General features: G+C 73.6%; 16 protein-coding genes. 8 read left to right on the forward strand and 8 right to left on the reverse strand.

What is annotated here, in order from left to right; all coding sequences use genetic code 11:
* Positions 1-40: 40 nt before the first annotated feature.
* Positions 41-640, reverse strand: a complete 600-nt coding sequence (locus IE172_RS28605; protein WP_229886510.1) for a DinB family protein — start codon at positions 638-640, stop codon at positions 41-43.
* 4 nt (positions 641-644) lie between these two features.
* A complete protein-coding gene (locus tag IE172_RS28610) occupies positions 645-1535 on the reverse strand; it encodes an alpha/beta fold hydrolase (RefSeq protein WP_190100218.1) in 891 nt (296 codons plus the stop codon).
* A gap of 140 nt (positions 1536-1675) precedes the next feature.
* On the opposite strand from IE172_RS28610, the gene IE172_RS28615 reads away from it, so the two are divergent.
* The 3 genes from IE172_RS28615 to IE172_RS28625 all read left to right on the forward strand — a co-directional run bounded on the left by IE172_RS28615 (position 1676) and on the right by IE172_RS28625 (position 3434).
* Positions 1676-2263 carry a helix-turn-helix domain-containing protein gene (locus tag IE172_RS28615; RefSeq protein ID WP_190100219.1) on the forward strand — a complete coding sequence of 196 codons (588 nt, stop codon included), beginning with the start codon at positions 1676-1678 and terminating at the stop codon, positions 2261-2263.
* Positions 2264-2338: 75 nt separating this feature from the next.
* Positions 2339-2971, forward strand: a complete 633-nt coding sequence (locus IE172_RS28620; RefSeq protein WP_190100220.1) for a hypothetical protein — start codon at positions 2339-2341, stop codon at positions 2969-2971.
* A 127-nt stretch (positions 2972-3098) separates the two neighbouring features.
* Entirely contained in the window at positions 3099-3434 is a 336-nt protein-coding gene (locus IE172_RS28625; protein WP_190100303.1) for a DUF2516 family protein, read from the forward strand.
* A gap of 52 nt (positions 3435-3486) precedes the next feature.
* Here IE172_RS28625 and IE172_RS28630 read toward each other — a convergent pair whose 3' ends face one another.
* The 3 genes from IE172_RS28630 to IE172_RS28640 all read right to left on the reverse strand — a co-directional run bounded on the left by IE172_RS28630 (position 3487) and on the right by IE172_RS28640 (position 7320).
* On the reverse strand, positions 3487-4857 hold the full coding sequence (locus tag IE172_RS28630; RefSeq protein WP_190100221.1) for a PP2C family protein-serine/threonine phosphatase: 1371 nt from the start codon (positions 4855-4857) through the stop codon (positions 3487-3489).
* Positions 4858-5220: 363 nt separating this feature from the next.
* Entirely contained in the window at positions 5221-6312 is a 1092-nt protein-coding gene (locus IE172_RS28635; protein ID WP_190100222.1) for a C40 family peptidase, read from the reverse strand.
* Between the two features lie 186 nt (positions 6313-6498).
* Complete coding sequence (locus IE172_RS28640; protein ID WP_229886512.1) at positions 6499-7320, reverse strand: class I SAM-dependent methyltransferase; 822 nt, start codon at positions 7318-7320, stop codon at positions 6499-6501.
* Positions 7321-7567: 247 nt separating this feature from the next.
* Between IE172_RS28640 and mshA the strand changes: the two genes are divergently transcribed.
* Entirely contained in the window at positions 7568-8905 is a 1338-nt protein-coding gene (mshA, locus tag IE172_RS28645) for a D-inositol-3-phosphate glycosyltransferase (protein WP_190100223.1), read from the forward strand.
* The gene (locus tag IE172_RS28650; RefSeq protein WP_190100224.1) at positions 8898-9431 is read left to right on the forward strand and encodes a type III secretion system chaperone family protein; all 534 of its coding nucleotides are present in this window, start codon (positions 8898-8900) and stop codon (positions 9429-9431) included. The genes mshA and IE172_RS28650 overlap by 8 nt, the downstream gene beginning before the upstream one ends.
* Here the strand turns inward: IE172_RS28650 and IE172_RS28655 are convergent.
* Positions 9385-10218 (reverse strand): helix-turn-helix transcriptional regulator, encoded by an 834-nt coding sequence (locus IE172_RS28655; RefSeq protein WP_229886514.1) that lies wholly within the window; start codon positions 10216-10218, stop codon positions 9385-9387. The genes IE172_RS28650 and IE172_RS28655 overlap by 47 nt on opposite strands.
* Here IE172_RS28655 and IE172_RS28660 point away from each other — a divergent pair.
* Together IE172_RS28660 and IE172_RS28665 are read left to right on the forward strand one after the other, a co-directional pair.
* Positions 10217-10690: a DUF2000 family protein gene (locus IE172_RS28660; protein WP_438817027.1), complete on the forward strand. Its 474-nt coding sequence runs from the start codon at positions 10217-10219 to the stop codon at positions 10688-10690. The two genes, IE172_RS28655 and IE172_RS28660, sit on opposite strands and share 2 nt — an antisense overlap.
* Before the next feature lie 39 nt (positions 10691-10729).
* A complete protein-coding gene (locus IE172_RS28665) occupies positions 10730-11398 on the forward strand; it encodes a GNAT family N-acetyltransferase (RefSeq protein WP_190100227.1) in 669 nt (222 codons plus the stop codon).
* A 9-nt stretch (positions 11399-11407) separates the two neighbouring features.
* On the opposite strand, the gene IE172_RS28670 is transcribed toward IE172_RS28665, so the two are convergent.
* Both IE172_RS28670 and IE172_RS28675 read right to left on the reverse strand, forming a co-directional pair.
* The gene (locus IE172_RS28670) at positions 11408-12181 is read right to left on the reverse strand and encodes a methyltransferase domain-containing protein (protein ID WP_190100228.1); all 774 of its coding nucleotides are present in this window, start codon (positions 12179-12181) and stop codon (positions 11408-11410) included.
* A gap of 33 nt (positions 12182-12214) precedes the next feature.
* On the reverse strand, positions 12215-12559 hold the full coding sequence (locus tag IE172_RS28675) for a hypothetical protein (RefSeq protein ID WP_190100229.1): 345 nt from the start codon (positions 12557-12559) through the stop codon (positions 12215-12217).
* Positions 12560-12699: 140 nt separating this feature from the next.
* On the opposite strand from IE172_RS28675, the gene IE172_RS28680 reads away from it, so the two are divergent.
* Complete coding sequence (locus IE172_RS28680; protein WP_190100230.1) at positions 12700-12909, forward strand: hypothetical protein; 210 nt, start codon at positions 12700-12702, stop codon at positions 12907-12909.
* Positions 12910-13125 lie beyond the last annotated feature (216 nt).

Below are 13125 nucleotides of genomic sequence, written 5' to 3' on the forward strand. Positions count from 1 at the left end.
GGACGGTGGAGGCGGACGCCGGCCGGGGCCGGCGTCCGGGTCACGGTTTCCGGCCGGCCTCGCGGGCCGTGCGCTCCAGGCGTTCCCGGTAGGACGCCCACCAGGCCGGGTCGGTGGACGGCAGCCCGCTGCCGGTGCCGTCCGTTCCCGCCGTGCCGTCCATGAGTTCGCGGAGGATGTCGGCGTGACCGGCGTGCCGCTGGGTGTCGGCGATCACGCGGACCACGGCGTGGTGCAGCGTCACCTCGTCCTCGCCGTCCGGCCACCACGGGACCCTGCCGGGCGTGTCCAGCGGCAGGGCGCGGACGGTGGCGTCCGCGTGCGCCCACGCCCGGCGGTACAGCTCCACCACGGACGCGCGTGACTCCTCGGCGGTGGCCCACATGTCCGCGTTGGTCTCCGCGCCGTCCGCGAGCCAGGGCAGGGGCTCGCCGGACGGACGGCCGAAGGTGTCGCCGAGGTAGCCGAGCTCCACACCGGCCGCGTGCTTCACCAGGCCCAGGAGGTTGGTGCCGGTCGGTGTCATCGGCCGGCGGACGTCGTACTCGGGGAGTCCGCCGAGTTTCCACAGCAGGGCGTCGCGGGCCGCCTGGAGGTAGTGGAGGAGGTCGGCCCGGGCGGCGTCGTCCGGCGTGGTCACGCGGTCAGTCCCCCGCCCGCGGGAGGCCGGACGACGCCGCATGGCCCACGGCGAGGTCCGCCAGCAGTGCGGCGGCGGGCGCCGGGTGGACGAGCCAGCGCAGGTGGCTCCCCTCCAGGGTCCGTACGTCGAAGGGGTTGTCGGGCGTGAGCGCGTCCGCCTCGCGGATCATCCGGTCCTGCACGGCGGGCGGAACGCTGGCGTCGGCGGCCAGGCGCACGTACGTCCTGGGGATCCGGCCCCAGGTGGCGGCCCGCGCCCGGTCGGCGGACGTGCCGACGTCGAGGTTCTCGTCGGGCTGGAAGGTGTTGAGGAAGGTCCGGAACTCGTCGTCGGTGAGATCGGCGGCGAACGCCCGCTTGAACGCGTCGAGCGCCGCCGGGTCGGCCGTGCGGAAGTTGGTGCGGAGCACGCCGAGTTCGGCCGGGTTCCCGACGAGCGTGGCCGCGAAGGCGCCCGGGTCGACGTCCGCCATCTCCGGCTGGGCGTAGTAGCCGCTCACGTCCAGGTCGACGGGGCACCAGGCGGAGACGTAGACGATACGGTCGATCAGCTCGGGCCGGGCGTTGCCGACGGCGGTGATCGTGGCGCCGCCCCGGCTGTGGGCGACGAGGACGGTGGGTCCGTTCCGCTTGGCCCGTTCGAGGACGCCGATCACGCGGGCGGCGTTGTCGGCGAGCGTGACGCCCTTGATGTTCCCCGGCTCCGCGGCGAGCGCGTCGAGATCCTGCGGAGCCTGGTAGGCGGCGGGGAAGGTGGCCTCGAAGCCGTGCCCCGGCAGGTCGACCGCGACCGAGCGGTGCCCGAGCAGGCCGAGCTCGGCCTGCAGCGGCGCGAAGGAGAACGAATTGGCGAAGGCCCCGTGGACGAGGACGAAGGTCGGCTGATCAGACATGCCTCAGGGTCCAACACGACGCTCACGACCACAAGATCACATCACGCCACCCGTGCCGGGCCGCGCCGCCCGCCTGTGGCTCGGCACACTATTGCAAGCACGTGCTTGCAATAGTTAGCGGTGTCGTGCAGTGTGGACGTATGGCATCGCTCAACGTCGGCAATCTCGGTGAGTACCTGCGCGAGCAGCGGCGCAACGCGCAGTTGTCGCTGCGGCAGCTCGCCGACGCCGCCGGGGTGTCCAACCCGTACCTCAGTCAGATCGAGCGCGGACTGCGCAAGCCCAGCGCGGAGGTGCTGCAGCAGGTCGCCAAGGCCCTGCGGATCTCCGCCGAGACCCTGTACGTCCGGGCCGGCATCCTCGACGCGGAGCGGGACGGGGAGGAGCACCGACGCGAAGGCGGCACCCGCGCCGCGCTGCTCGCCGATCCCACACTGACCGAGCGTCAGAAGCAGGTGCTGCTCCAGATCTACGAGTCCTTCCGCAAGGAGAACGGGTTTGGCGGCGCCGAGGACGGTGAGGCGACCGGGGACCCGGGGACGACGGAAGCGGACGGAGTGTCCAAAGCGGTCGACGGGAGTGTCCGCGCGGTGGACGCTCCGGACGGCGATGCCGTGATACGCCGGAGCCGTACGGCCCGCGGCGGCGCGTCCGGCACGAGCCGGCCCCGCGCGGCCGGCGGCAGCGACGACGACAACGACAGCGTTCCGCGGCGGACGGCCGGCTAGCCGGCCAGGGCACCGGCCGTCCGCCGCGGAACACACGAACCCTCAGCCGAAACGACATCCGGGAGGACCCTCACCATGGCCATCACCGACGATCTGCGCAAGACCCTCAGCGACCCGACCCCGCTCTACTTCGCCGCCGGCACCGCCGACCTCGCGCTGCAGCAGGCCAAGAAGGTGCCGGCCCTGGTGGAGCAGCTGCGCGCCGAGGCCCCGGCCCGTATCGAGGCCGTGCGCAACACCGACCCCAAGGCCGTCCAGGAGCGGGCCACCGTCCGCGTCCGGGAGACGCAGGAGAACCTCCAGAGCAGGGTCGGCGAGCTCATCGGCTCGCTCGACACCGACCTGAAGAAGCTCGGCGAGAACGCCCAGGACCTCGCCCTGCGCGGCGTCGGCATCGCCGCCGAGTACGCGGTCAAGGCCCGTGAGACGTACGAGAAGGTCGCCGAGCGGGGCGAGCAGACCGTGAAGACCTGGCGCGGCGAGGCGGCCGAGAGCATCGAGGACATCGCGGTCGCCGTCGAGCCGTCCCCGGAGCCCGTCACCGAGCCGAAGCCCGCGCCCCGGCCCCAGCCGGTCGAGGCGGGGAACGGCACCCCTGCCGCGGCCCCGGTCACGAACGGGTCCGACGAGGCGAAGAAGCCCGCCGCCGCCAAGAAGGCCCCGGTGCGCAAGAACGCCCCCAAGAAGACGACGCCGCCCGCGAAGTAGGGCGAGCCGGTGCGACGGGCCGGGCACTTACCGGATGCCCGGCCCGTTCTCCGGATAGCCGGCCCGGGGATGCGGGTACGGTGACGGCGTAGATGACGAGCCGAGTCGGGTGGTGGACGTAGTGCTGATGCAGGGCTTCGCCGGGTTCATGTGGCTGCTGAGCATGGCCCTGATCGTGTTCAGCGGTTTCGCGCTGCTCGACGCGGCCACGCGCCGTGAGGACGCCTACCGCGCGGCGGACAAGAAGACCAAGCCGTTCTGGCTGATCATCCTCGCCCTCGCCTTCGTGGTGAACCTGATCTTCAACATCCTGTCGTTCCTGCCGATCATCGGACTGATCGCGACCATCGTGTACATGGTCGACGTCCGCCCGGCCCTGCGCGGCCTGCCCGGCGGCGGCCGCACCCGCAAGGGCGGCTCCAGCAGCGACGGCCCCTACGGCCCGTACAACGGCAACCGCTGAACCGCGGCGGGGTGCGGCCGGTTCTCCCGCCGGGAGAGGGCGGGGGGCCGGCTCACGCGCCCCGGTCGAGCAGCAGCACCGCCACGTCGTCCGTCAGCTCGCCGCCGTTGAGGTCCCGCACCTCGTTCACGGCGGTGCGCAGCAGTTCCTCACCGCTCAGTCCCGCGGAGAGCTGCCGGCGGATCATCTCCACCATGCCCTCCTGGCCGAGCCGCTCGCCGGTGTCGCCGACCCGGCCCTCGATCAGGCCGTCGGTGTAGAGCATCAGGCTCCACTCGGCGCCCAGCTCCACCTGCGTCCGCGGCCAGCGGGCGTGCGGCAGCAGTCCGAGCGCCGGGCCGTTGTTGTCGTACGGCAGCAGACGCGCGGGCGTGCCCGGGCGGGCGACCAGGGGTGAGGGGTGGCCGGCCAGGCACAGGCCCGCCCGGCGGCCGTCGGGCGCGATGTCGACCGTGCACAGGGTCGCGAAGATCTCGTCGTCCGAGCGTTCGTGCTCCAGCACCTCCTGGAGGGTGCCGAGCAACTGGTCCCCGCACAGCCCCGCCAGGGTCAGCGCGCGCCAGGCGATCCGCAGCTCCACGCCGAGGGCCGCCTCGTCCGGGCCGTGCCCGCACACGTCGCCGATCATGGCGTGCACGGTGCCGTCCGGGGTGCGGACGACGTCGTAGAAGTCCCCGCCGAGCAGGGCACGCGAGCGGCCGGGACGGTAGCGGGCCGCGAAGCGCAGCGAGGAGCCGTCCAGCAGCGGGGTGGGCAGCAGGCCGCGTTCCAGCCGGCGGTTCTCCTGGGCCCGCACCCGGCCCTCGGCGAGCCGCCGCTCGGCGGAGTCGGACCTCTTGCGCTCTACCGCGTAGCGGATCGCGCGGCTCAGCAGCCGGCCGTCCAGCTCGTCGCGGACGAGATAGTCCTGCGCGCCCACCCGTACGGCCTCCGCGCCGCGCTCGGTGTCGTCGGCGCCCGTGAGGGCGAGGACCGCGTGCCGGGGCGCGAGCTCCAGCACGTGCTTGAGCACGGCGAGCTCGTCACCGTCGCCCGCGCGGCCCGGGGCGGGCAGCGCGAGGTCCAGCAGGATGCAGTGGACGTCGTCGGTCAGCAGCCGCTCGGCCTCGGTGAGGTTGCGGGCGGCGCGGACGCGGATCGGCTTGCCGGACTGGTCGAGCAGATCCGGCACGATCGGCGAACCGCCGGGGTCGTTCTGGATCAGCAGCAGGGTCAGGTTGGTGTGGGCGGCCGTCTCGGACCTGTCCGGCGCCGTGCCGGTGCGGTCCGGGGCGCCGCTCTCGGACGCCGGGGCGGCCGTGTGCGGGGCCGCCGTCCTGGCCTCCGCGGAGTCCTGGACGGAGCCGTTGCTCTGTGCGGCGGCCGGCGCCTGACCACCATCCGCGGCCGGGATCGCTCTCTGCCGCGGTACGGGTGCGGGCATTGTTCCGGGTTCCTTCCCTCCCCCCGAGGGCATGGCGCGGGCGACGGATCTCGACCCTGTCCCCGGCTCGCGGCTCTGTGCGCGAGCAGGGGCTGCCCCTTCGAACGGGGACGATAGCGGTTGACGGCGCCGCAGCGGAATGCCGTGAGCCACCTCGCTCCGCCATCGGCCGCTGTCATATGCCGCGTTTGCTACCGCAGTTGGACAGGCCGGAGGCGCCGTGCGGATGACGAACGTCACGTCCACGTGCCGGCGGGGCGCGAGATCGACGTGCTGTGGGTCACTTTGCCCCGGTAGCCGGGGCGTTGGGCGGATCGGGGTGGTGCGGGTGGTGCGGTGCGGGGCGCCGCCGGACGCTTCGCGTCAGTTCGCGGTCGCGTCCGGTCGTACGACCCCGAGGATCGGCATCGAGCCGGCGCCCGCGAGCGTCACCGACCGCCCGGGCCGCGGGGCGTGCACCATGACACCGTCTCCGACGTACATGCCGACATGACTGGCGTCGCCGAAGTAGATGATCAGGTCACCGGGGCGCATGTCCTTCACGTCGACCCGCTGGAGCTGCTGCCACTGCGCCTGTGAGGTGCGCGGCATGCCCCGCCCGGCCGACACCCAGGCCTGCGAGGTCAGTCCCGAGCAGTCGTAGGTGTTGGGCCCCTCGGCGCCCCACTGGTACGGCTTGCCGATCTGCGCGGTGGCGTACGCCACGGCCTTCTTGCCCTGCTCCGTCGCCTTGCCGTCGATCTCGTCGAGGATGCCGGAACTCAGCCAGCTCGCCTGGGCCCGGGCGGCGGCCTGCCGCTCCAGGCGGACCAGCCGCTCCCGCTGCTCCTGCTCCAGCTCGGACTCGACCTTCTCGGCCGCCTCGATCCGCTTCTCGATCTTCTTCTGCGCCTCGGCCTTGGCCGTGCGGCCCGCCTCCAGCTTCTTCCACTGCGCGTCCGCGTCCTGCTTGTACTGCTCCAAGTCCTCCTGGGTGCGGGTCATCTCCCCGAGCAGGCCCTTGGTCGCGTGCTCGCCCCGCCGGACCCGGCCCGCGCCGTCGAGGAACTCCTGCGGGTCGTCGCTCAGCATGAGACGGGCCTCGGGCGGCAGCCCGCCACCCCGGTACTGGGCGGCGGCCGCGGCGCCCGCGCGGTCCTTCAGCCGGTCGAGCCTCTCCCGGTTCTCGGCGATCTTCTGCGCCAGCCGGACGATCTCGGCGGACTGCTCGCGCGCCTTCTCCTCGGCCGCGTTGTACTCGTCGGTGGCGAGGGCCGCCGCGCGGTACAGCTTGTCGAGCTTCTCGCGTACGGCTTCGAGGTCCTTGTCGCTGACCACCACGGTGACGCTCGCGGTCGTGCCCGGGGGCGGCGGGGGAGCGGGCGCGGCGAACGCCGTGCCCGGCGCGGCCAGCACGGTGACCGCGCAGACCACGGTCACGGCCGCCGTGAGCAACCCGCGCTTGCCTGTTCCCATGACGCCACCCCCGCCTGATTAACCGTCAGTAACATGTGGTCACCGGAGGGATGCTGCCATGCCGACGCGCGAAACGACAGAGGAAGTACTTCCCGTGTCTCCCCGTCCGCCCTTCCCGGGCACGGCGATCGCCCCGCCCATGTGACGAACGACTCACGGAGATCGTTCCCGGAGCCGGGGCGCGCGTCACCCGCGCGGGGCCAGCGCCTCCCACCGCACCGTGATCTCCCCCTGCCGCCACCGCGCCGGGCCGTCCGTCACCGGCCAGCCGGCCGTGAGGTCCCGGACCGTCCGCATCCAGCGCTGGCGTGCGCCGTACGAGGCATAGGGCGCGGCGGCCGCCCAGGCGCGGTCGAAGTCGCGCAGGAAGGCGTGCACCGGCTCGCCGGGGACGTTGCGGTGGATGAGGGCCTTGGGGAGCCGTTCCGCCAGGTCGGAGGGGCGGTCCAGCGAGCCCAGCCGGGTCGCGAAGGTCACCGTGCGCGGCCCCTCCGGCCCGAGCGCGACCCATACGTGCCGGCGTCCGATCTCGTCGCAGGTCCCCTCGACCAGCAGCCCGCCGCGACTGCCCGTGGCCGGGTCGGCCGGCGCCAGCCGCGCGCACAGCCGCCGCCACACGGAGGCCACCTCGGCCTCGTCGTACTGGCGCAGCACGTTCGCCGCGCGGACCAGTACCGGCCGTCCCGGTACCGGGACCTCGAAGCCGCCGCGGACGAAGGCCAGCCCTTCGCGCTCGTACGGCCGGGCCGCCGCGACCCGTGCCGGTTCGATCTCGACGCCCACCACCCGGGTGCGCGGCGCCGCGGTGCGCAGCCGGTCCAGCAGTTCGACCGCCGTCCAGGGCGCGGCGCCGTACCCCAGGTCCACCGCGACGGGATCCTCGGCGCGGCGCAGTTCCGCGCCGTGCGTGGCCGCGATCCAGCGGTCCATGCGGCGCAGCCGGTTGGGGTTGGTGGTGCCGCGCGTCACCGTGCCCACGACGGGGAGGGGGGCGGCGCGGACTGTCATACGCACGAGGGTAAAGGGGTACCCGCTCGCGGTGCCGTGCCGGTGCCGGTACCTGTGCCGACCGGGGGCCACGGGTGCCGTACCACGCACCCGCCCCTCGAACGGTTGAGCGACCGCCGGTAATGATTCGGCAAAGTCGGCGACCGGCGGGCCCCGCCGGAAATGGGAACGGAGCCCTCCGGTGTTGAGGACTCGGAGGGCCCGGACGACCCTCCGAAAACCGTGCCGCAGCGAGGAGGAACGCCACGTGAGCCAGTACATCGCGAGGCTCGGGCGGCGCTCCCCCGCCGCACCGTCACGGCTGCGCCTGCACCGCAGGCCACGCCGCGTGGCGATGCTCTCCGTCCACACCTCCCCGCTGCACCAGCCGGGCACCGGCGACGCGGGCGGTATGAACGTCTACATCGTCGAACTCGCGCAGCGCCTCGCCGCGATCAACATCGAGGTCGAGATCTTCACCCGCGCGACCGCCGCCGCGCTCCCGCCCACCGTCGAGCTGGCCCCCGGCGTCCTCGTCCGGCACGTCGACGCGGGCCCCTACGAGGGCCTCGCCAAGGAGGACCTGCCCGCCCAGCTCTGCGCCTTCACCCACGGCGTCATGCAGGCCTGGGCCGGCCACCGCCCCGGCCACTACGACCTGGTCCACTCCCACTACTGGCTCTCCGGCCACGTCGGCTGGCTCGCCGCGCAACGCTGGGGCGTCCCCCTGGTGCACGCCATGCACACCATGGCCAAGGTCAAGAACGCCAACCTCGCCGACGGCGACACCCCCGAGCCGGCCGCCCGCGTCATCGGCGAGACCCAGATCGTCACCGCCGCCGACCGGCTGATCGCCAACACCGCCGAGGAGGCCGAGGAACTGGTGCGGCACTACGCCGCCGACCCCGGCAAGGTCGCCGTCGTCCACCCCGGAGTGAACCTGGGCCGCTTCCGCCCCGGAGACGGCCGTGCCGCCGCGCGGGCCCGCCTCGGCCTGCCCGGCGACGCCCTGATCCCCCTCTTCGCCGGACGCATACAGCCCCTCAAAGCCCCCGACGTCCTCCTGCGCGCGGTGGCCGCCCTCCTCGACGAGCGCCCCGAGCTGCGCTCACGCATCTGCGTGCCCGTGGTCGGCGGCCCCAGCGGCAGCGGCCTCGCCAAGCCGGAGGGCCTGCAGAAACTCGCCGCCCGGCTCGGCATCGCCGACGTCGTCCGCTTCCACCCGCCCGTCGGGCAGGAGCAGCTCGCGGACTGGTTCCGCGCGGCGTCCGTGCTCGTCATGCCCTCCTACAGCGAGTCCTTCGGCCTGGTCGCCATAGAGGCACAGGCCGCGGGCACCCCGGTCCTCGCGGCCTCCGTCGGCGGACTGCCCGTCGCCGTACGGGACGGGCAGACCGGCTTCCTCGTGCAGGGGCACGACCCGCGGGCGTACGCGCGGGTGCTGCGCGACTTCGCCGACCACCCGCACCTCGCCGACCGCATGGGCGAGGCCGCCGCCCGGCACGCCCAGTTCTTCGGCTGGGACACCGCGGCCGCCGCCACCGCCGACGTCTACACGGCCGCGACACAGGCGCACCGCCGTCACGTACGCTCGCACCATGGCTGACAAGGCGGCGGAAGCAGAGCGGCAGCGGGCGGCGCAGGTCATCGAGGGCGTGCTGAAGGACGCCGAACTCGACTGGGAGAGCCCGGCGCCCGGCAGCTACGTGGTGAAACTCCCCGGCACCCGCAAGCTGTCCACCACCGTCTCCCTCATCGCCGGCCGGCACACGCTCTCCCTCAACGCCTTCGTCATCCGCCACCCCGACGAGAACGAGGGCGGCGTCCACCGCTGGCTCCTGGAACGCAACCTCAAGCTCTTCGGCGTGAGTTACGCGGTCGACCCGCTCGGCGACATCTACGTCACCGGCCGGCTCCCCCTGCCCGCCGTCACCCCGGAGGAGGTCGACCGGCTCCTCGGCCAAGTCCTCGAGGCCGCCGACGGCAGCTTCAACACCCTCCTCGAACTCGGGTTCGCCTCCGCGATCCGCAAGGAGTACGACTGGCGCGTCTCACGCGGCGAATCCACCCGCAACCTGGACGCGTTCACCCACCTGCTGGAGCGCCCCTCGCCCGGTAACGCCCCGGAGTGACCCCCACCAGCCGCCGGAAGTGCCGGGTCAGATGCGCCTGGTCGTAGAAGCCGGTGGCGACCGCGACACCGCTCACCGGCCACCCCTCCAGCAGCATCCGCCGCGCCCGCCCCACCCTGCGTGACATCAGGTACTGGTGCGGCGCGATGCCGTACGCCGCGCTGAACGCCCGTACCAGGTGCGCCGGATGGGCGGACAGCAGTGCGCCCGCCTCCACCAGCGTGAGTCCTTCCACCACCCGCGCGTCGAGCAACTCCCGCAGCCGCCCCGCCAGTACGGGATCCGGCCGGGGCGCCGTGCGGGCCTCCCGGGACCGCAGGTGCTCCCGCAGCCGCTCCCCGACCAGCGTCAGCCGGCTCTCGGCCTCCAGCTCGTCCCCCGGCCGCACCAGCGCCGCGTGCACCTGCCCGACCCGCCGGCGCAGCACGGGATCACGCAGATCGGGCCGGTCGACCGCGGCCCCGATCAGGTCGTCCCCGAGCCGGCTCCCGTCGAGGTACAGCACCCGCTTGCGGAACCCGCCGGCGGTCGCGGGGGCGCCGTTGTGGGGGACGTGCGGCGGCAGCAGGGACACCGTGTCGTGCGGGGTGCCGTGCTCGTGCCGGTCGAGGTCGTACCGTACGGCGCCGTCGTCGACGATGAGCAGCGTCCACGCGTCGTGGACGTGCATCGGGTAGGCGTACTCGGTGAACCGGGCGTGGAACACCTCGACGACACCCGGCACGCGGGGCCGCCACGCGGAGACCGTCGCTGCGGATCCGGCCCGGGGGGTCGCCTTCGAAGGCATGCAAACAACGTACAAGACGGCGGCGCGCGCGGATCGGCAGTCTCGGTGCATGAGCACAAGCACCCGCTTCGACACGAAGATCGCCGTCCTGCTGCGCGAGGACCTGGCACCCTGGCAGCGCCTCAACGTCACCGCGTTCCTGGTCAGCGGCCTGGGCACCCAGGTCCCCGAGGTCGTCGGGGAACCGTACGAGGACGCGGACGGCGTGCCCTACCTGCCGATGTTCCGTCAGCCGGTGCTCGTGTTCCAGGGCACGAAGGAAGTCCTGACGGCGGCCCACGCGCGCGCCCTGACCCGGGCCCTGCCCCGCGCGGTGTTCACGTCCGACCTCTTCTCGACCGGCCACGACGAGGCGAACCGGGCGGCGGTGCGGGCGGTCGGCACGGCGGACCTGGACCTGGCCGGCCTGTCCGTCCACGGCCCGCGGAACGCGGTGGACAAGGTGCTGAAGGGGGCACGGATGCACCCATGAGCCACGCACCCGAGGCCGCCCTCGTGTTCCCCTCGTCGGATGACGAAGATCGAACCTGAGCTGATACGGCGCTGGCTGAACGGCTGGACCGTCGCCCGCTCCCTGCCCGCGGCCGAACCGGCCGGGCCCGACGGGGACGGCCTGCGGTCCGAGTGCCACCAGCCCGGCCGCGAGGTCGAGGTGTTCGCGCTGCGCGCCGACGAGGAGCCCGGATCCCTGGCGCGGCTGGCGGCGGCGGTCGCCGCCGCGCCGCAGGTCACCTGGCTCACCGTGCCCACCCTGCGCCCCGGCGCGGTGGAGGCCGCCGTCGAGGCCGCGGGACTGGAACCGCACCGCCGGTCGGAATGGCTCATGACGACCGACCTGACCGGGCACCCGCGCCACGCGCCCGCCACGCCGTACGAGATCGAGGTGCGCACCGAGGGCCCCGTCACGGACGTCGTCCTCCACGGCCCCTCCGGAGAGGTGGCAGCGCGCGGCACCGTCGCCGTGGTGGGCGGCGACGCGATCGCCGACCGCGTCGAGACGGACGCGGCACACCGCCGACGCGGCCTGGGGCGCGCCGTGATGAGCGCCCTGGCGGAGGCCGCCGCCGCCCAGGGTGCCCGTACCGGACTGCTCATCGCCAGCGAGGAGGGCCAACGCCTCTACTCCTCCCTCGGCTGGCACCACCGGGCCGACGTGCTGATCGCCCGGCGACCGGCGTGACCCGGCGGCTCAGCGCGAGCAGACCACGCCGACCAGCGTGAACGACGCGTAGAAGGTCCCCCGGGACAGGGCGGAGAACCAGGCGTGACCGCGGTCGGCGTCGATGTGGCCCCCGTCGATGGCCTTGCGCAGATTCCGGCCGAGCCCCAGGGTGTGGTCGGCCTCGCCGAAGTCGCGGAAGACGGGTGTCGTGGCGTCGACGGCCTCGACGGTGAAGCCGGCCTGTTCGGCGAGACGGGCGAGGCTCCGGCCGATGGTCGCGTTCCGTACCACCTCCGCCGTGGTGTACCGGGTGAAGGCACGGCTGGTGTCGAGGTCCTCTGCGTCGACGACCAGGGTGTCCCAGTCGGGTTCGGCCAGGCCGACCAGGGCCCCGGGCCGGGTGACGAGGTGCAGTTGCGCGAGCGCCCGGGCCGGATCGGCGACGTGCATCAGCACACGGTCGGTCCTGGCCCGGTCCATCGTCCCCGGCTCGACGGGCAGCGCGTGGACGTCCCCCTCGCGCAGTTCCACGGGGCGCAGCCCGTGCGTGCGGGCACGGGCCCGGTCCAGCATCGCCGGGTCCCGGTCCACACCGACCACGGTGCCCCCGTCGCCGACCCGTTCGGCCAGCGCCGGCAGATCCGTACCGGGGCCGCAGCCCGCGTCCAGGACCGCGTGGCCCGCCCGGACGTCCAGCAGGTCGAGCATCCGCCGCTTGTACGCGCGGCCGGCGTCACCGGCGGCGGCCCGCAGCATGTAGGAGGCCTGATCGGGCGTGGGCACACCGAGAGTCGTCGACATGGGCGCCAGTCAAGCACCCGCACCCCGTCCGGTTCAGGGGTTCCGGTCACCGGCCGGTACGCGGACACGGCAGGCCAGCGCGAACACGACGAGGGCCGCCGTCGCGCCGAGCCCGGTGGCCAGCGCGTCCGCGACGTACCGGCTGCGGCCCGGACGCAGGAGGTCGACGGCACCGAACAGGACGACCAACCCCGCGACCGCTCCCGCGACCGCGGCCGGCCAGACCCGGTGGCGCGCCCAGAACCACCGGACGAGGCCCACCCCGAGGAGCGGCGCGACCGCGAGCCCCGGCTCGTCCAGGGCCGCGAACACGGCATACCCGAGACCGCTGAGCAGCCAGCAGACCAGGACCACCGTCAGGGCCTCTGCCCATGACACGCGCCCGTCCGTCGCCCCCCGGCCCACGACCGGCGACGACGACTGCCGGGTCACCTCACACCCCGTCTCCGCGACCTGCGGCGTCTCTCCACGCGGGAAGAAGAGAACAGACTTCTGGGCCCCTGTCCTAGGGTGAGCCCGTGATACGACGCCGCTGGTGGGTTGTGCTCGGCTGGTGGACGGCGTGGTGGGCCGCCGTCACCGCTCTCTTCATGTTCCTGGGTGCCGTCACCGATCAGCCGATCGGCCTGGGCGGGTGCGCGGCGAGTGCCGCGTTCGTGATCATCGTGGGGGAGATCGCCGACCGGTTCCGGCGACGCTTCCCCTCGCGCCGCAGGCCCCGCCGCTGACCGTGCGGCCCGTCGGCGCGTGCCGACTAGCCCAGGCGGGATGACGTGGCCGGCCCGTGTCCCTCCTCGGGCGCGAAGGCGTCGTCCTCCCCGAACTCGGGGCTCTGGAAGGGGTTGGTCGCCGGAGGCGGCGAAGCCGCGGCGGGACCGCTGGGCTGAGTCTCCGGAGCGGAGAACAGCGAGGTCGTTTCGATGAGAAGGCTCACTTTCGGTACA

The sequence above is a fragment of the Streptomyces griseoflavus genome, assembly GCF_014649995.1.
Taxonomy (GTDB): Bacteria; Actinomycetota; Actinomycetes; order Streptomycetales; family Streptomycetaceae; genus Streptomyces; species Streptomyces griseoflavus.